The organism is Paenibacillus guangzhouensis, assembly GCF_009363075.1.
Classification (GTDB): Bacteria; Bacillota; Bacilli; order Paenibacillales; family Paenibacillaceae; genus Paenibacillus_K; species Paenibacillus_K guangzhouensis.
Genome location: NZ_CP045293.1, coordinates 744,709 through 760,784 on the forward strand (window position 1 = coordinate 744,709; position 16,076 = coordinate 760,784).

Annotated in this window: 17 protein-coding genes and 1 other RNA gene; 16 read left to right on the forward strand and 2 right to left on the reverse strand. The window is 45.7% G+C overall.

The window, feature by feature from the left end:
* Positions 1-30: 30 nt before the first annotated feature.
* The 5 genes from rpoD to rnpB all read left to right on the forward strand — a co-directional run bounded on the left by rpoD (position 31) and on the right by rnpB (position 4,495).
* A complete protein-coding gene (gene rpoD / locus GCU39_RS03065; protein ID WP_152392162.1) occupies positions 31-1,164 on the forward strand; it encodes an RNA polymerase sigma factor RpoD in 1,134 nt (377 codons plus the stop codon).
* 112 nt (positions 1,165-1,276) lie between these two features.
* A complete protein-coding gene (locus tag GCU39_RS03070) occupies positions 1,277-2,128 on the forward strand; it encodes a hypothetical protein (RefSeq protein ID WP_152392163.1) in 852 nt (283 codons plus the stop codon).
* Position 2,129: 1 nt separating this feature from the next.
* A complete protein-coding gene (locus GCU39_RS03075; protein WP_152392164.1) occupies positions 2,130-2,903 on the forward strand; it encodes a tRNA (adenine(22)-N(1))-methyltransferase in 774 nt (257 codons plus the stop codon).
* The gene (locus tag GCU39_RS03080) at positions 2,879-3,994 is read left to right on the forward strand and encodes a Nif3-like dinuclear metal center hexameric protein (protein ID WP_152392165.1); all 1,116 of its coding nucleotides are present in this window, start codon (positions 2,879-2,881) and stop codon (positions 3,992-3,994) included. The genes GCU39_RS03075 and GCU39_RS03080 overlap by 25 nt, the downstream gene beginning before the upstream one ends.
* A gap of 98 nt (positions 3,995-4,092) precedes the next feature.
* Positions 4,093-4,495: RNase P RNA component class A (gene rnpB / locus GCU39_RS03085), an RNA gene on the forward strand.
* Positions 4,496-4,555: 60 nt separating this feature from the next.
* Here rnpB and GCU39_RS03090 read toward each other — a convergent pair.
* Positions 4,556-6,436 carry a S8 family peptidase gene (locus GCU39_RS03090; protein ID WP_152392166.1) on the reverse strand — a complete coding sequence of 627 codons (1,881 nt, stop codon included), beginning with the start codon at positions 6,434-6,436 and terminating at the stop codon, positions 4,556-4,558.
* A gap of 145 nt (positions 6,437-6,581) precedes the next feature.
* On the opposite strand from GCU39_RS03090, the gene GCU39_RS03095 reads away from it, so the two are divergent.
* From GCU39_RS03095 to thiI, 6 genes are all read left to right on the forward strand, one after another.
* On the forward strand, positions 6,582-7,079 hold the full coding sequence (locus GCU39_RS03095; RefSeq protein WP_152392167.1) for a YpuI family protein: 498 nt from the start codon (positions 6,582-6,584) through the stop codon (positions 7,077-7,079).
* A gap of 93 nt (positions 7,080-7,172) precedes the next feature.
* Positions 7,173-7,406 (forward strand): DUF1540 domain-containing protein, encoded by a 234-nt coding sequence (locus GCU39_RS03100; protein WP_407671632.1) that lies wholly within the window; start codon positions 7,173-7,175, stop codon positions 7,404-7,406.
* On the forward strand, positions 7,403-7,756 hold the full coding sequence (locus tag GCU39_RS03105; RefSeq protein WP_152392168.1) for a hypothetical protein: 354 nt from the start codon (positions 7,403-7,405) through the stop codon (positions 7,754-7,756). Before GCU39_RS03100 ends, GCU39_RS03105 begins: the two co-directional genes overlap by 4 nt.
* Positions 7,757-7,915: 159 nt before the next feature.
* Positions 7,916-8,623: a lytic transglycosylase domain-containing protein gene (locus GCU39_RS03110; protein WP_152397063.1), complete on the forward strand. Its 708-nt coding sequence runs from the start codon at positions 7,916-7,918 to the stop codon at positions 8,621-8,623.
* Between the two features lie 143 nt (positions 8,624-8,766).
* Positions 8,767-9,918 carry a cysteine desulfurase family protein gene (locus tag GCU39_RS03115; protein WP_152392169.1) on the forward strand — a complete coding sequence of 384 codons (1,152 nt, stop codon included), beginning with the start codon at positions 8,767-8,769 and terminating at the stop codon, positions 9,916-9,918.
* An 8-nt stretch (positions 9,919-9,926) separates the two neighbouring features.
* Positions 9,927-11,210: a tRNA uracil 4-sulfurtransferase ThiI gene (thiI, locus tag GCU39_RS03120; protein ID WP_152392170.1), complete on the forward strand. Its 1,284-nt coding sequence runs from the start codon at positions 9,927-9,929 to the stop codon at positions 11,208-11,210.
* Positions 11,211-11,277: 67 nt separating this feature from the next.
* Here thiI and GCU39_RS03125 read toward each other — a convergent pair whose 3' ends face one another.
* A complete protein-coding gene (locus tag GCU39_RS03125; protein ID WP_407671633.1) occupies positions 11,278-11,964 on the reverse strand; it encodes a TerC family protein in 687 nt (228 codons plus the stop codon).
* A 134-nt stretch (positions 11,965-12,098) separates the two neighbouring features.
* Here GCU39_RS03125 and GCU39_RS03130 point away from each other — a divergent pair, with 134 nt between their 5' ends.
* The 5 genes from GCU39_RS03130 to GCU39_RS03150 all read left to right on the forward strand — a co-directional run bounded on the left by GCU39_RS03130 (position 12,099) and on the right by GCU39_RS03150 (position 16,074).
* Positions 12,099-12,764 carry a TerC family protein gene (locus tag GCU39_RS03130; protein WP_152392171.1) on the forward strand — a complete coding sequence of 222 codons (666 nt, stop codon included), beginning with the start codon at positions 12,099-12,101 and terminating at the stop codon, positions 12,762-12,764.
* A gap of 139 nt (positions 12,765-12,903) precedes the next feature.
* Positions 12,904-13,389: a hypothetical protein gene (locus GCU39_RS03135; RefSeq protein WP_152392172.1), complete on the forward strand. Its 486-nt coding sequence runs from the start codon at positions 12,904-12,906 to the stop codon at positions 13,387-13,389.
* A gap of 160 nt (positions 13,390-13,549) precedes the next feature.
* Positions 13,550-15,391: a translational GTPase TypA gene (gene typA, locus GCU39_RS03140; protein WP_152392173.1), complete on the forward strand. Its 1,842-nt coding sequence runs from the start codon at positions 13,550-13,552 to the stop codon at positions 15,389-15,391.
* A 72-nt stretch (positions 15,392-15,463) separates the two neighbouring features.
* Positions 15,464-15,766 (forward strand): YlaH-like family protein, encoded by a 303-nt coding sequence (locus tag GCU39_RS03145; RefSeq protein WP_152392174.1) that lies wholly within the window; start codon positions 15,464-15,466, stop codon positions 15,764-15,766.
* Positions 15,767-15,798: 32 nt separating this feature from the next.
* Positions 15,799-16,074: a hypothetical protein gene (locus GCU39_RS03150; protein WP_152392175.1), complete on the forward strand. Its 276-nt coding sequence runs from the start codon at positions 15,799-15,801 to the stop codon at positions 16,072-16,074.
* Positions 16,075-16,076: the final 2 nt, after the last annotated feature.

Below are 16,076 nucleotides of genomic sequence, written 5' to 3' on the forward strand. Positions count from 1 at the left end.
CGCAGTTTCTAGGGAGGAGGGAGTCGAATTATGGCGAATGATCAACATACTGAACTAGAAACAGAATTGACATTAGACCAAGTAAAAGAACAACTCATTGAAATCGGTAAGAAGAGATCTACCCTTAGTTACAAAGATATTATGGAGAAGCTCTCACCTTTTGACCAAGATCCGGAGCAAATGGATGAATTCTTCGAGCAGCTTGCTGACCATGGTATTGAGATTAACAATGAGACAGACGAAGATATGAGCATGCGAGGATCCGACGATCGAGAACGTGATCATGATCATGATGAATTTAATTTCGATGATGACTTAACACTCCCGCCGGGTATTAAGATCAACGATCCTGTTCGGATGTATTTGAAGGAGATTGGTCGTGTACCGCTTTTATCCGCAGATGATGAGGTTGAACTCGCGATTCGAATCGAGAATGGGGATGAAGAGGCGAAGCGGAGACTAGCTGAAGCGAACTTGCGTCTCGTCGTGAGTATTGCGAAGCGTTATGTGGGCCGCGGCATGTTGTTCCTCGATTTGATTCAAGAGGGCAATATGGGTCTTATTAAAGCTGTTGAGAAGTTCGACCATGGTAAAGGATTTAAGTTCAGTACGTATGCAACGTGGTGGATTCGTCAAGCGATTACGCGTGCGATTGCAGACCAAGCCAGAACGATTCGTATTCCGGTTCACATGGTTGAGACGATTAATAAGTTGATCCGGGTTTCCCGTCAATTACTCCAAGAGTTAGGACGCGAACCGACACCAGAAGAAATTGCTGCTGAAATGGAACTCAGTACCGATAAAGTTCGTGAGATTATGAAAATTGCTCAAGAGCCTGTCTCACTCGAGACGCCAATCGGGGAAGAAGATGATTCGCATTTAGGTGATTTCATTGAGGACCAAGAGGCATTAGCTCCAGCAGATGCTGCAGCATATGAATTGCTTAAAGAACAACTCGAAGATGTTCTTGATACGTTAACCGAGCGTGAGGAGAATGTGTTACGACTACGTTTCGGATTAGATGATGGTCGGACAAGGACATTGGAAGAGGTTGGTAAAGTATTCGGCGTTACACGCGAGCGGATTCGTCAGATCGAAGCAAAGGCACTCCGTAAACTGCGTCACCCAAGCCGCAGTAAACGTCTTAAAGATTTTCTTGAATAAAGCGCATTGTTCGGACCTTCTGCGGTTTGCAGTAGGTCTTTTTGTTAAAAAGGAAGCAATTGTGGATCTCCAATCGACTGCGGTTCTCACATAAGGGAGAGGTTAAAGGGCCATGTCAGCAGATAAACTGGATAAACGTAAAATTATTGTGCGTGAAATTCATCATTGGCGTGAAAGCCGATTATTGCCTGACCAATATTGCGATTTTCTACTCAATCTATATCAAGATCATCCCGATGAACAATCAAGTGGAAGTGCTTCGAAGTCATCCTCCTGGTTCCGCGCCGATCGTGTTATGCAATGGAGCTGGAAGCGGTGGTTGCTTGGAATTGTTATTTTTTCCTTGATTTGTTTTGTTGTACTTCATTTTAAAGGATTTCAACCGGCAATGCAAATTTTCACCGGGATCCTTTTTATTGTCTGTTGTTATGGATTTGGAGCGAAGATCAAGCGAAAGAATCAGACAACAGGGCTTATGCTGATTGGTGTTGGCAGCATGACGATGATTACCGTTGGTATGTTACTGCTGCGCTGGCATCAGGTAGATAATGAATTAAGTGTCGTCTCCCTTGTCATAGGGTGCAGTATTATTTGGCTGTTGATTGGTATATTTCTGCGTGTCCCACTGCTTCATTTCTGCGGATGGGCAGGTCTATTACTGATCTACGGCGCATTTCTTACTCGCTCTGTACCTGACCCAGCATGGTACGAAATGGAGCTGTTCTGGCTTCCGATTTCAGGCGTAATGCTCTGGTTAAGCTGGTATGTGCATCATAAGAATAAGACGGGATCAGCGGTGTTATTCTTGGTAGGCGCTTTATTATGGTTCGTACCTGAGCTGCACCAAATGTTATATGATCAAGCCTTATTAGGATTAACGCAGATAGCGTTGTTCGTCAAAATTGTGGTCGGTGCAGCGCTGCTGTTTACTTTACGAAAAAAATGGATTGTGTGGGTTGTATAAGATGACGAAACTTATTAAATTATCAGAACGATTAACAACGATTGCAAGGCAGGTACCACAAGGCTCTCGTGTTGCGGATATTGGTTCCGATCATGCGCTGCTTCCTTGTTATTTAATACAGAATGGACAAGCGGTCCATGCGATTGCCGGTGAAGTCAATGATGGCCCACTCGAAGCTGCACGCAAGCAAGTGCGTGAGGAAAAGCTGGAAGATCATATTGAAGTACGCGGCGGTGACGGACTTGCGGTCATTCAACCGGGTGAAGTTGATGTGATTACAATCGCAGGGATGGGAGGCAGCCTGATTGTAAAGATCTTATCGGCAGATCCATCCAAACTGCAAGGGGTTCAGCGGCTTGTTCTGCAGCCTAACGTTGGTGAAGATACCGTGCGTACATGGTTGTTACAAGAAAATTGGCTATTAATCGACGAGCATATTCTTGAAGAAGACGGCAAATTCTACGAAGTTCTTGTTGCAGTACGTCATGAGAATGCAGAAATCCAAAATGCAGAACTATACGCGAAGAATCCATTAGAATCATACGGTATCCCAGTATCCAGGGAGCAGATGATTTGGATGGGGCCTTTTCTCCTCACGGAACGTAACGAGGCATTCGCAAGAAAATGGGCATCGGAGAGGCAGAAATTCGAACGTATTATTCAGACTATGAAGCAATCGCAAGCTCAGGAAGCCAGAGAGAAGGAACAGGCATTTAGTGGACTTGTGAAGCAAATTGAGGAGGTACTGCAATGTATGCAAAAGGACAGACCGTAATTCAATACATGGAGCAATTTGCCCCTAAGCACTACGCGGTCGAAGGCGATAAAATCGGCCTTCAACTCGGTACCTTGAATAAGGAGATTCGCAACATTCTCGTCGCACTGGATGTGACAGATGAAGTGGTTGATGAGGCGATTGCCAAGGAAGTTGATTTGATCATCGCGCATCATGCGATCATCTATCGTCCGATCGCGCAATTGAACACCGATACGCCGATGGGCAAATTATATGAAAAATTGATCAAACATGATATTGCAGTATTTATCGCGCATACGAATCTAGATACCGCAGAAGGCGGCGTGAACGATTTGATGGCGGATGCGCTCGAACTGCAGCAGTGTACCTGCCTTGAAGAAATTCATAATGATCAATTGTTCAAACTCGTCGTGTTCGTACCTGAGACGGATCATGATAAAGTGCTCCGCGCCGTATTGGATGCTGGTGCTGGTCATATTGGTAATTACAGTCACTGCAGTTTCAATAGTCAAGGGACGGGTACATTTGTCCCGCTTGAAGGAACAAATCCTTACATTGGCAGTCAAGGGGTGATGGAGCGCGTTCCGGAGATTCGCATTGAGACGATTGTTCCGCAGAGCCTTCAGCGTAAAGTCATTCAGGCGATGCTCAAGGCCCATCCTTACGAAGAAGTCGCCTATGACCTCTATCGGATGGATTTGAAGGGACGCAGCTTCGGTCTTGGCCGTGTAGGCAAGTTAGAACAAGCGATGACGCTCGATGCTCTTGTCGCGAGAGTAAAAGAACGTTTCAACGTACCGCAGGTTCGCGTCGTGGGTGATCTCAATCGTGAGGTCAAGAAAGTTGCCGTATTAGGCGGCTCAGGCTCACGATATGTGAAGCATGCATTGTTCCGCGGCGCTGATGTCCTTGTTACCGGAGATATTGATTATCATACGGCTCATGATGCAATTGCGGCAGGCATAGCAATCATTGATCCAGGACATAATGTCGAGAAAATTGTCAAGCCAGCCGTAGCAGTATTGCTGCAAAAGAAGATGGATGAGAACAAATATGCAACGCGAGTGTTCGCATCCGAGCTGAATACGGAGCCGTTCCAATTCATCTAATCTTATTTGTATCCAAAGATGACTTTTTGAACCTTCTCTGGAAGGAGTTAAAGGTTGTGCTTTGACGGAAATGCGAGTATACTAACGTATGTTGTCGGAAAGTTTGACAGACAATCGCTGGTGATTTATTCACGAGAGGAAAGTCCGGGCTCCATAGGGCAGGATGCTGGATAACGTCCAGTCAACGCGAGTTGAAGGATAGTGCCACAGAAATGGACCGCCGATGGCCGCGCAAGCGGATCAGGCAAGGGTGGAACCGTGGTGTAAGAGACCACGAGGAACGCTGGTGACTTCGTTCCTGGTAAACCCCATCTGGAGCAAGACCTAATGAGACGCTGGCAGCTTTCGAGGCTGCAGCCTTAGCCCGAGGCGCGTCTGGGTTGGTCGCTGGAACCGTGCAGTAATGTACGGTCTAGATAGATGATTGTCACTCACAAGTGGGAGGGTAGCTCCGATCGCACCACGGTGAGTACAGAACCCGGCTTATGGCGAGCTTTCCACGCTAAATAAAACCCGCAAGACACGTTACCGTGTTTTGCGGGTTTTATTTCGTTTAGACATTTATTTGCGAGTATATTTTGCTTCTGCTGAATCCATGGACTTTTTAACGGAATAAGGAAAGAAATTGAGGGTGTGCGTTTGTTGATCGGCAGCTTGTAATGCCTTCGCCACATCGATTTGACCAAATCCAAAATCCACGTCTCTGCCTGCAGGTCCCAAATCGATTACACTTTTGCGCATTAGATCCATGACCTCTGTATTTTTGAGGGTAGGATTCACTGAGCGAATAAGCGCTGCTAGTGCTGAGACATGCGGGCAAGCCATTGATGTACCGGAAAGAGCAGCGTATTGGTTGTTCGGGAACGTGCTCGCAATATTTTCACCAGGTGCAACGACATCGACATAATCCCCAAAGTTCGAGAAGGAAGCACGGTGTTTTGATTTATTCGTCGCCGAGACGGCGAATACTTCCGGGTATGCCGCAGGGTATCCAGGTTGATCGGTATTATCGTTACCTGTGGCTGCGATAACAACGACATCCTTGTCATAGGCATATTTAATCGCATCATGCAGGAAATTAGCTTCGGCGTAGTTGCCAAGGCTAAGGTTAATCACCTTCGCGCCATGATCTGTTGCCCAGATGATCCCTTGCGCCACCGAATAGGTCGTTCCTGCTCCAGAATTGTCGAGCACTTTAACCGGTAATATCTTGTTGTACCAAGACATACCAGCGATCCCTTCATGGTTATTCACTTTGGCGGCAATAATCCCGGCAACATGCGTGCCGTGCCCGACATCATCAAGCGGGTCTGAACCAGGGTCAATCGCATTGTAGCCCTTCAGTAATTGGTCCTTCAAATCTGGATGATGAATGTCCACGCCAGTATCCACTACGGCGACAATCACTTGATTATTGCCCTTTGTTAACCCCCAGCCTTTGTTCGTATCAATGATTGGCAAATTCCACTGGTACTCTTTGTAAAGCGAGTCATTTGGCTGTTCTCCGGCTGTCGGGTTCACAGCGACGTCATTGGTCATATATAAGAAATGGGGTTCAATATAGACGGGATCCCACTTCTTGAAGTAATTCGTCAGCTCATCCGCAGACATATACCTCGATCTAAAAATATAGGAATAGCCCACATGTTTCATATGAATGCTGTGGATGTCTTTTTTCATTTGATTCAGCTGCTTCTCCGTTGGCTGATGTTTGAAGCGGACAACGATCTCATTCGTATAGTAGTGGCTTGTATCGCCGTTCTGTTCACCTTGCGTAACACGTTTACTTTTCATATCGTCCGTATCTACGGTCTTGACCCGGAACTTATGATCATGTGGGTACGGAATGAGGCGAAGGTTGCGGCGTTGATGTTTGTTGACCGTATTTAATATTTCTTGATTGATGACAGCGACGATGCCGCGATTTTTATTGGTTTTGGAAGGAACGCCAAGAACAAGGTATTTATGGTTTCCTTTCAATGCTGGCGTCGTTTCATATTTCTGGCGCTGTTCGACCTTTTGCTTAGCGGTTTTAATTTCTTGTTCCAATTGAGACTTTGCTTCAGGGTGTAAATTTGGCGGTAATTGACCATAAACGTGCTGTTTTTTGCCGTCCATCCAGACGAGATAAGCCATGTGCTGATGGTCTTTCTGCAGTTTAGCAGCATAGGATTGAATACGTGCAGGTGTTGCTTTGTCCAGATCTTGAAGCATTTGATGGAGATGGTGATTGCAATCGATTTTGCACATCTTTTCCGTTAATTTTACGTCATTTTGCAGCACCATCTGTTTCATGTTTTTCTCTTGCTTCACATTAACATGAGGTGCAGCGTAAGGTGCTGGCTGTGGGGCTTTGGATTTCGAGTTGTTAGATGATATGATGGGGTATAGAAGCGCCCCAATCCCGATCACGAATAAAAAGGCGATAAGGCCTCGCCGCATAAGTAATCCCTCCGTTGTCCTGATTAGTCTATTCTTATCTTAGATTGGAGCACGGGGTGTTATTTTATTCGACAGGAAAAGAGTACCGTTTCCAAATGATTTATGGTAGGATTTAGATGGAACATTTGCTAAGGGGGAGCCATATATGTCAGCAGCCAATGTGAAGCAACTTTGTGAATCAACAAGAGATAAATTAAAGCTTGTGATTAAGCAGATGGAGAGCTTCTTGAATGAGTATTCACTCGCGAAATTAGTGGAAGATAATCAAGAAATGACCGAATTCTACCAAGGATATTTGTCTGACATGCGGCATTTGCTCGTATTCTCTGAAGTTTCTTATGAGGCGCTCGGTGTAGCGCTTAGACGTGCGACATTCGATGTCGATTTTGGCGAGAAGGCTTTATATGATGTGTATCATCGCTGTGTGAACAGCTTCTATTATCCGAAGAACGAATGTTATTCGGAAGACGGACGGTATGCTTATACAGGACAAGATGCCATTCGCTTCAGCAAGAAGCCGATTCGATTGGCTCGTGAGATTATCTTGGAACTCAGCAAAGTATATGAAGAGCTGCGTGAAGACCTCACTTATTATGAAAGTGACTATTTAACACAACGTCGCATGCAGAATCAGAAAATATAAATCGAAAATCGATCAGTCGATTTTTTGAAAGACCTCTAATATTTACTTGTTTAGTGCACCTCAATACAGGGTAACTTGTAGTTGGGGTGATAAATGATGACAACAACCAAACCAGTTGTAAAATGTAGTGTTGCGAACTGCAGCTATTGGGCTGCAGGGAACAAATGTCAGGCACAATCCATCATCATTGACGTGGATGCGAATGCACAAGCGCAATATGATGCCGAATTTGCTGCAGACTTCGGTTCGAAGTCGCCTGAGTCAGCGCCTACTTCTTCTGTCACTTGCTGCCATACGTTCAAACCTAAAGCGGGTGAATCCAAGTGAAGAAGAAACGTCACGGATCCCGTCATTTGAAGGATGAACATCGCGACATCAATGACCGAGAAGAATACGGTGCTGAGGTTGCACCCGGTGCTTGGGTAGAGAAGGACGATATGGGGCGTACAGCGCGTGCGCGTGAAGATTCAGACGCCGATGCAGGCGCAGGAGTAAGTTTGGGTTGGATTGCCCTCGTATTTGCGATCGCTTCCTTGTTCTTCTGGCCCGTTATTATGGGACCGACGGCTGCAATCCTTGGCTTCTATGCTTTCCAGCAAGGCCAGCGGGGATTAGGCACTTGGTCGATGATTCTAGGTGGTATTGCATTTTTTGTATTTGCATTCTTTATAAGGTAATTCGAGCAGCGAGGCGACTGATGGGTCGTCTCGTTGTTTTTTATGTGCAGATAAAGTTATTTTATGTCGAAAAATAGTGGTTCTAGACATCGAAAAAGTGTACAATAATAACAAAGTTGACTTTTTTGGAACGCATATCAATCAGAATGGGGAGAAATGATGCAAATCGATCCGCGCTTGATGAAGCAAATGATTCAGATGCAAGTAGTGAACAATATTGATTTGACAGGTACCGCATTGGAGAGTACGACGGTTCCACAGGGTTCAAGTAATGATTTTGGCGCTATGCTCGAGCAATTGCTGATGGGTGCTGAGGGACTCACAGATGACTCTTCTACGACTTCGAACTTGAATTTAAGCGCACTCGCCAGTTTGTATCCAGCAATGGGACAGGCATCATCGACCGCTACGGATGGCATGAGCGATTGGAGTACTCAGCAGCCTACGATTACAACGGAGTATGACGATCTTATTCGGAAGGCCAGTCAGAAGTATGGCATTAGCGAAGCCTTGATAAAAGCAGTCATTAAAGTCGAGTCTTCTTTCAACCCGGATACAGTATCTTCTGCAGGGGCGAAGGGGCTGATGCAGCTTATGGATGCAACAGCTCGCGGTCTTGGTGTAAGTAATTCGTTTGATCCTGCACAAAGTATTGACGGCGGTACACGCTATCTTAGTTATCAATTGCGTCGATTCGATGGACAAGAGAAGCTGGCGCTTGCGGCTTACAATGGTGGACCGAATCGTCTGGCACGTCTTGGTATTAAGACGGAAGAAGATTTGATGGCTAAGCTTCATTTACTGCCTCAAGAGACACAGAATTATCTGCGTAAAATCGATAACGCACTCCAAGCTGTTACAGTGTAATTAGACGAAGATTGTTGATCAACATCGATAAACAAGATATGGATTCAATGACGGATCAAAATGAGGGCCTCCTCGTTCTTTGATCCTTTTCTATGTATATCACACGGGATGGGTTAAGCACCCGCAGGAGAGGATGAACAACAGTGTTATATTTTGATCATTGTGCTTCAACACCACCCTACGATGAAGTCGTTCAGACATTAAGTGAAGTGATGCGCATGCAATACAGCAATCCTTCATCCATTCATCAGGCTGGTCTTGCAGCGGAGAAACTGGTGACAAGAGCCCGTGAGGTGATTGCGTCGGCATTAAAAGTAAATCCAGGTGAAATTCTATTCACATCGGGCGCCACAGAGAGCAACAATATCGCAATTCAGGGTGCGGCTCTCAAGAAGAAAAGCCGTGGGAATCATATTATTACAACAGGCATCGAGCATTCTTCTGTCTATGAATGCTGTCGGCTCATGCAGCGTCAGGGCTTCGAAGTGACCTATTTGCCTGTTGATACATTCGGCTGTATCCGGATCGAGGATTTAAGAGCAGCTATCACTGAACAGACGATCCTCGTGAGCATCATGCATGTGAATAATGAAATGGGGAGCATTCAACCGATCGCTGAGATTGGCCAATTATTACGTGACTATCCTCGGATTATTTTCCATGTCGATGGCGTTCAGGGACTCGGCAAGGCGCCTGTTCAGTTGAAGGAGTGGGGCGTAGACCTCTACAGCATCTCAGCGCATAAAGTTAAAGGGCCTAAAGGTGTTGGTTTACTATACTGCCGTGAGGGTATACAGCTGCAACCCATTTATGCGGGTGGAGAACAAGAGCGCGGATTACGCCCCGGCACCTTGAATGTACCGAGTATTGTCGCGATGGCGAAGGCCATTCGGATGACGACAGAACGTCAAGCAGAATCGGTAGAGATTATGCTGAAGCTGAGAAATCAACTGATTCAGGTAATAGATTCGATCCCGGCTTTGGTCTTGAACTCAGGAAGAGATACAGAACGCGCAGCACCCCATATCGTCCATTTCTCTTACCCAGGCATGAAGCCGGAAGTCATGATTCATATGCTTGAAGAATTCGGCATTATGGCGTCCACGCAATCGGCTTGTTCTTCCAAGGATCTAAAGCCAAGCCGCGTGCTCCTCGCGATGGGCTGCAATGAAGCTCGTGCTGCTGGTGGGATCCGAATCAGTCTAGCTGCGGAACATAGCGAACAAGATATTGCAACATTAGAAGCGGCGCTCCGCACGATTGTAACGAAGTTGAAGCCGCTCGAGAGGGGATAATAAGGTACATGAAATACGATATGTTAATTCTTCGTTTCGGCGAAGTCACGCTGAAAGGCAAGAATCGGACAAGGTTCGAAAATACGGCATTAAGCCATGTACGTCGACTTGTGGCGGAGTTCCCGGAAGTTGAAGTTCGTAAGGAGTATGGTCGTATCTATGTAGAGCTTCATGGATTAGATGCGGATCAAGTGATTACGAGACTCAAGAATGTCTTCGGGATCAATTCGATTTGCCTTGTGAAGCGGGCGGAATCGGTGCTGGAGGATATCCAAGCGATAGCGCTAGAATTTATGCATGAAGTGATGGAGCGTCATGGGCAAGAAGCGATCATTCCATTTAAGGTCAGCGCTAGGCGCGTATGGAAAGGGTTCCCACATGGCTCTCAGGAAATGAACCATCTGATCGGAACACCGATTCTTCGTACATTCCCTGCATTGAAAGTTAACGTGAACGATCCTGTCGTAGATCTGCGAATCGAGATTCGCCAAGATGGTACCTATATTTATCATGAAGTCGTTGAAGCGGTAGGTGGATTCCCGCTTGGTTCGAATGGAAAAGCGATGCTCTTGTTATCTGGAGGGATTGACAGTCCTGTGGCAGGGTGGTCTGCACTTCGCAGAGGGCTTGAGATCGAATGTGTTCATTTTCACAGTTATCCGTTTACTAGCGAACGCGCGCAGCAGAAGGTGCTTGACCTGGCTAAGGTACTTGCAGGCTTCGCAGGCAAGATTAAAGTGCATATGGTTCCTTTTACAGAGATTCAGACAAGATTTACACAGGTTGGTCATGATAATTTGATTATTACGTTGATGCGCCGTGCGATGCTTCGAATCGCGACAAAGCTTGCGGAACAGCATCGTGCGATGGCGCTAGTAACCGGAGATAGCCTCGGGCAAGTGGCGAGCCAGACGTTAGGATCTATGAATGTCATTGGCAGAGCAACGGATATTCCGCTGCTTAGACCGCTTGTCATGATGGATAAGAATGAGATCATTGATATTTCGGTAAAAATCGGAACCTATGATCTTTCCATCCTGCCTTATGAGGATTGCTGTACATTGTTTGTGCCGAAATCCCCGGCAACGAACCCGAATTTGAGAATCGTAGAACAGATTGAAGCGCACATCGAAGGCCTTGATGCGTTGATCGATGAAGCGGTTAACCATACGGAGACGATCGTTCTGCGAGACGAAATCGATGAGAACAACGAACACCAGGAATCAGCTTCTGTGGAGCTGAAGAGTGATGAGCCAACAACGAAGCTGATCGATGAAGATCGTTGGTTCTAGGTATTAGATGAATGAACAAAAGGGCATCCCTATGGGATGCCCTTTGTGTTTCGTATTACACGGCGAATTACGCACTTTGCTGCTCACGCCGATGTTGGGCATTCTTGAGCATTCTGCCAACGAGTAGAACGATCACAACGATAATCAATATGAACGTCCATTTGAGGACGGGAGATTCTGCGAAAAACGGATGTATTTTTTTCTCCTCTGTAATCATCTTCGCTGCGTTATATGCTAATACAGCGGAACCAAAATAGATGATCCAGGGGAAACGATCGATGAGGCGAATGAAAACGGTACTGCCCCATACGACGATCGGCACACTGATAATCAGACCGATTGCGACGAGTAACGTATGTCCTTGAGCTGCGCCAGCGACGGCGATGACATTATCAAGACCCATTGCAGCGTCAGCGACGATGATCGTCCAGACGGCTGCCATTAGTGACGTACCGGGCTTTATGTTTTCTTCTTCTTTATGATCAGCTAGTAGCTTGATGGAGATCCATAACAGCAGAAGCCCGCCAACAAGCAATAACCACGGGATTTGCAGCAGCTTTACGACGATAATTGTAGCGAAGATGCGGATTAGAACAGCACCTAATGTACCGAAAATGATCGCTTTCTTTTGCTGGTTTACATCAAGGTTGCGCGCTGCCATACCGATAACGATCGCATTATCACCTGCGAGGAGCAGGTCAACGAATACGATGTTGGCGAGTGCGATGAAAAACTCTAAACTAAATAATTCCACGTCTATCACTCCTCTGTCTACCCTTCATGCACTTATTGAAAATATATGGGCTCGAATTCAAGTCCAGGCAAGGGTCCATATTTAAGCATAGCTTGACTCACTTCTACATACAAGTGTAAAAGGGGGGTGAGCTGTTGGAAAATTTATTTCTACTACTCGAAATATTGATTATTAATATGGTTCTGAGCGGTGACAATGCGGTTGTAATTGCCATGGCAAGTAAGAACCTGCCCGTGTCACAGCGTAGAAAAGCGGTGTGGTGGGGGGCTTTTGGCGCTGTCATTCTTCGGTGTATCCTCACCGTTGCCGCGATGTTGCTCCTCGACATTCCCTTAATCCAGGCGATCGGTTCTTGTTTATTGCTCTATATTGCAATCAAACTGCTGATCGATGAAGATGACCTGGGTCGCGTGAAATCGGCTTCGAGCCTATGGATGGCGGTTCAGACGATTCTGATTGCTGATTTCGTGATGAGTCTAGATAATGTGCTCGCGATCGCAGCCGTAGCCAAAGGCGATTTCCCGCTCATTATTATCGGGATTGCACTAAGTATTCCCATTATCGTCTGGGGAAGCACGATGATCATGAACTTGCTTCATCGGTATCCGGTGCTGATCTACCTCGGTTCAGGCATTCTTGGATTCACGGCAGGGCAAATGCTCATGGAGGACCGAAAAATGCAAGAATGGATATTCCGTGATTGGGCGCCTGTGTTGTATATTGTTCTTCCTGTGCTTCTGGCTTTTATTGTTATTGCCATTGGACTTGCATTCAAACGCAGACAGTCTTATTCCCATTAATTTTCATTTCTGCAGGAGAAGCGCCTGCGGAATTTTTTTTGTGCGGCGGTGGTTTTTTTTAGAAAGTTCAGATAAACTAAAGGTAGAATCTGTCGCTTTTTGTCTTGTCCAATTGAATATATGGAATGGGGGTAAGGGGATGACGAATAAACAGCAGGGACTAGGGATCGGTATCTTATTCGTAGGTATCGTGATTTTGCTAGGCAAACTGGGTGTATTTAACTTTATCGGTGAACTGTTCTGGCCGTTGTTTATATTAATACCCGGCATTCTATTGCAGTTCCTATATTTCTCAAGAGTGCTGCCTGCAGGAATACTCATACCCGCTGGGATACTAACGACGTATGGACTTATTTTTCTCATCTGCAATCTGGCTGGATGGGAATCGCTACAATACTTATGGCCGTTCTTTATATTCGGTGTTGCTGTAGGATTGTATGAATATTATGTATTTAGTCAGGATCGGCCTCATGGCGCATATATCGCCTCGTTGATCTTAGCGATCATCACTGTCGTTTTCTTGGCAGCGACGATGCTGTGGACGATTGGGATCTATTTCATCGCAATCGGTCTAATTGTTGTTGGGCTTGTACTCGTCTTCTGGAAACGGAAAAGCAAATGGTAATCCTTGCATGACGCAAAATTCAGTTTGCATTTTTTATACAATTCCGTATAATTAAAGGGATATGTCAAGCGTCGGCATTTTGCCTGGCGCTTATTTTGTGTAAAACACCCAATGGAGTTACAATTAAATTTAAGATATTGAAAGGATTTGAACATTTCTTATGCATTCAAGAGAAAACATTCGTAATATCGCTATTATCGCGCACGTTGACCACGGGAAAACGACCCTCGTCGATAAGTTGTTGCAGCAATCGGGAACATTCCGTGAAAACGAGCAAGTCACAGAACGTGCGATGGACTCCGGTGATATTGAGCGTGAACGCGGCATTACGATTTTGGCGAAAAATACAGCTATCACGTATAAAGAGTTCTTAATTAACATCATGGATACACCAGGCCATGCGGACTTCGGCGGTGAAGTAGAGCGGATCATGAAAATGGTCGATGGTGTACTCCTCGTCGTCGATGCATTCGAAGGATGTATGCCACAGACAAAGTTCGTACTTCGTAAAGCGCTTGAGAGTAATCTAACGCCAATTGTTGTCGTGAACAAAATTGACCGTCCGAACGCTCGTCCAGCTGAAGTTATTGACGAAGTATTGGAGCTCTTCATCGAGCTAGGTGCCAATGATGATCAATTGGATTTCCCTGTTGTCTACGCGTCTGCATTGAACGGGACATCCAGCTTGGATCCGGAGAAGCAAGATGAGAACATGCTTGCCCTCTATGATACGATTACTAGCCACATCCCTGCGCCTACGGAGGATGTAACACTTCCGCTTCAGTTCCTCGTAACATTAATGGATTATAATGAATATTTGGGTCGTATTGCGATTGGTCGCGTGAACCGCGGAACGATTCGTCAAGGCCAACCGGTTGCCGTGATGACACGTGAGGGCCAGATGAAGCAAGCACGTATCGAGAAATTGTTCGGTTTCCAAGGCTTGAAGCGTATTGAAGTCGAAGAAGCGGGTGCAGGCGATATTATCGCAATCGCAGGTATCAAGGACATCAACATTGGTGAGACCATTGCAGATCCAGCGAACCCAGAAGCATTGCCAGTCCTCAAAATCGATGAGCCAACGCTTCAAATGACATTTATCGTTAACAACAGCCCATTCGCAGGTCGTGAAGGAAAATGGGTTACGTCCCGTAAACTTCGTGAGCGTCTATTCAAAGAGCTTGAAACAGATGTAAGTTTGCGTGTCGATGAGACAGATAGCCCAGATGCATTCATCGTATCAGGACGCGGTGAGCTTCACTTAGGGATTCTGATCGAAAATATGCGTCGCGAAGGCTTCGAGCTTCAAGTCTCCAAGCCAGAAGTTATCATCCGCGTTGAAGACGGCGTGAAAATGGAGCCAATCGAACGTTTGTTAATCGACATTCCAGAAGAGAGCATGGGTTCTGTTATGGAGAGCCTTGGATCACGTAAAGCGGAAATGGTCAACATGATTAACCATGGTAATGGCCAAGTACGTCTTGAGTTCTTGATCCCTGCTCGTGGATTAATCGGATACCGTACGAACTTCCTTACATTGACGCGTGGATACGGCATTATGAACCATGCATTCGATAGCTATGGACCGCTTGTTACAGGTCAAGTTGGCGGACGTCACCAAGGCGTATTAGTATCCAGTGAGAACGGTACGTCGACACTGTATGGTATTCTCTCGATCGAGGATCGTGGAATTCTATTCCTACAGCCAGGTTCAGAAGTATATGAAGGCATGATCGTGGGTGAACACACACGTGATAACGATATTATCGTGAATATCTGTAAAGAAAAACAATTGAACAACATTCGTTCTGCAGGTAAAGATGATACCGTGAAGATGAAAACTCCTCGTCTGTACACGCTTGAGCAAGCACTAGAATACTTGAACGATGATGAGTATTGTGAAATTACGCCGAAGTCCATTCGTCTTCGTAAAAAAATTCTGAACAAGAATGAACGCGAACGTGCGGAGAAACACCGCAAAATGGCTGAAGCGAACCTGTAAGTGTGAATTTGAATTCCACGCGGGCAGCATGAATCGAAGTATTTATTTAATCAAGAAAGAGGAGTGAACAGCATGTTTCATGACTGGTTTGCTGCGCATCCGATTATATCTTTTCTAATCATCTATTGTTTCTTGGTGTATATCTTTAATAAAGTGTTTCGTGTTCGGAAATTGCCGATTCTTAAAGACCTTGTCATCTATTTGATGATTGCGGTTGCGGCATTTGTGCTGCTCGTGTTTCAAATTGATAAATTACCCATTATTCCTTGTCTAACGGTGGCAGTTGCTCTTATGCTGATGGTGCGCATTCGATATTTCGTCGAAGCGCGCCAGAAGCGTAAAAGCGCTGGACAACCCTCTACGGATGGCAAGTAAGCTATAGTCAACGGTTGAAAGGGGAATAAGGAATGAAGCTGCAGGATGCCTTGTTTAATTGGCTTCAAATTCGAATGGTTGCAGACGCCAGACCAGATGATCGCGCAGCAGAAGATACGGTGCAGTTCTTCGCTACGATATTGCAAGAGGATCATGGCATGACTGAATTTGATATCGTCATGGTTGACGATACGATGGTACATATCAAGTATGTAATCGATGGAAAAGCAAAGAAACAAATGGTTCCACGCGAATCCGCTGAACAGTTGCTTCATGACATAAACTCGAACCCGAAATACAACGAATAATT

Excerpts from the sequence above, each read along its gene's own strand:
- GCU39_RS03090 (WP_152392166.1), bottom strand. The coding sequence starts at position 6,436 with ATGCGGCGAGGCCTTATCGCCTTTTTATTCGTGATCGGGATTGGGGCG.
- typA (WP_152392173.1), top strand. The coding sequence starts at position 13,550 with ATGCATTCAAGAGAAAACATTCGTAATATCGCTATTATCGCGCACGTT.
- rpoD (WP_152392162.1), top strand. The coding sequence starts at position 31 with ATGGCGAATGATCAACATACTGAACTAGAAACAGAATTGACATTAGAC.
- GCU39_RS03075 (WP_152392164.1), top strand. The coding sequence starts at position 2,130 with ATGACGAAACTTATTAAATTATCAGAACGATTAACAACGATTGCAAGG.
- GCU39_RS03080 (WP_152392165.1), top strand. The coding sequence starts at position 2,879 with ATGTATGCAAAAGGACAGACCGTAATTCAATACATGGAGCAATTTGCC.
- GCU39_RS03145 (WP_152392174.1), top strand. The coding sequence starts at position 15,464 with ATGTTTCATGACTGGTTTGCTGCGCATCCGATTATATCTTTTCTAATC.
- GCU39_RS03110 (WP_152397063.1), top strand. The coding sequence starts at position 7,916 with ATGCAAATCGATCCGCGCTTGATGAAGCAAATGATTCAGATGCAAGTA.
- GCU39_RS03070 (WP_152392163.1), top strand. The coding sequence starts at position 1,277 with ATGTCAGCAGATAAACTGGATAAACGTAAAATTATTGTGCGTGAAATT.
- GCU39_RS03150 (WP_152392175.1), top strand. The coding sequence starts at position 15,799 with ATGAAGCTGCAGGATGCCTTGTTTAATTGGCTTCAAATTCGAATGGTT.
- GCU39_RS03095 (WP_152392167.1), top strand. The coding sequence starts at position 6,582 with ATGTCAGCAGCCAATGTGAAGCAACTTTGTGAATCAACAAGAGATAAA.
- thiI (WP_152392170.1), top strand. The coding sequence starts at position 9,927 with ATGAAATACGATATGTTAATTCTTCGTTTCGGCGAAGTCACGCTGAAA.
- GCU39_RS03100 (WP_407671632.1), top strand. The coding sequence starts at position 7,173 with ATGATGACAACAACCAAACCAGTTGTAAAATGTAGTGTTGCGAACTGC.
- GCU39_RS03135 (WP_152392172.1), top strand. The coding sequence starts at position 12,904 with ATGACGAATAAACAGCAGGGACTAGGGATCGGTATCTTATTCGTAGGT.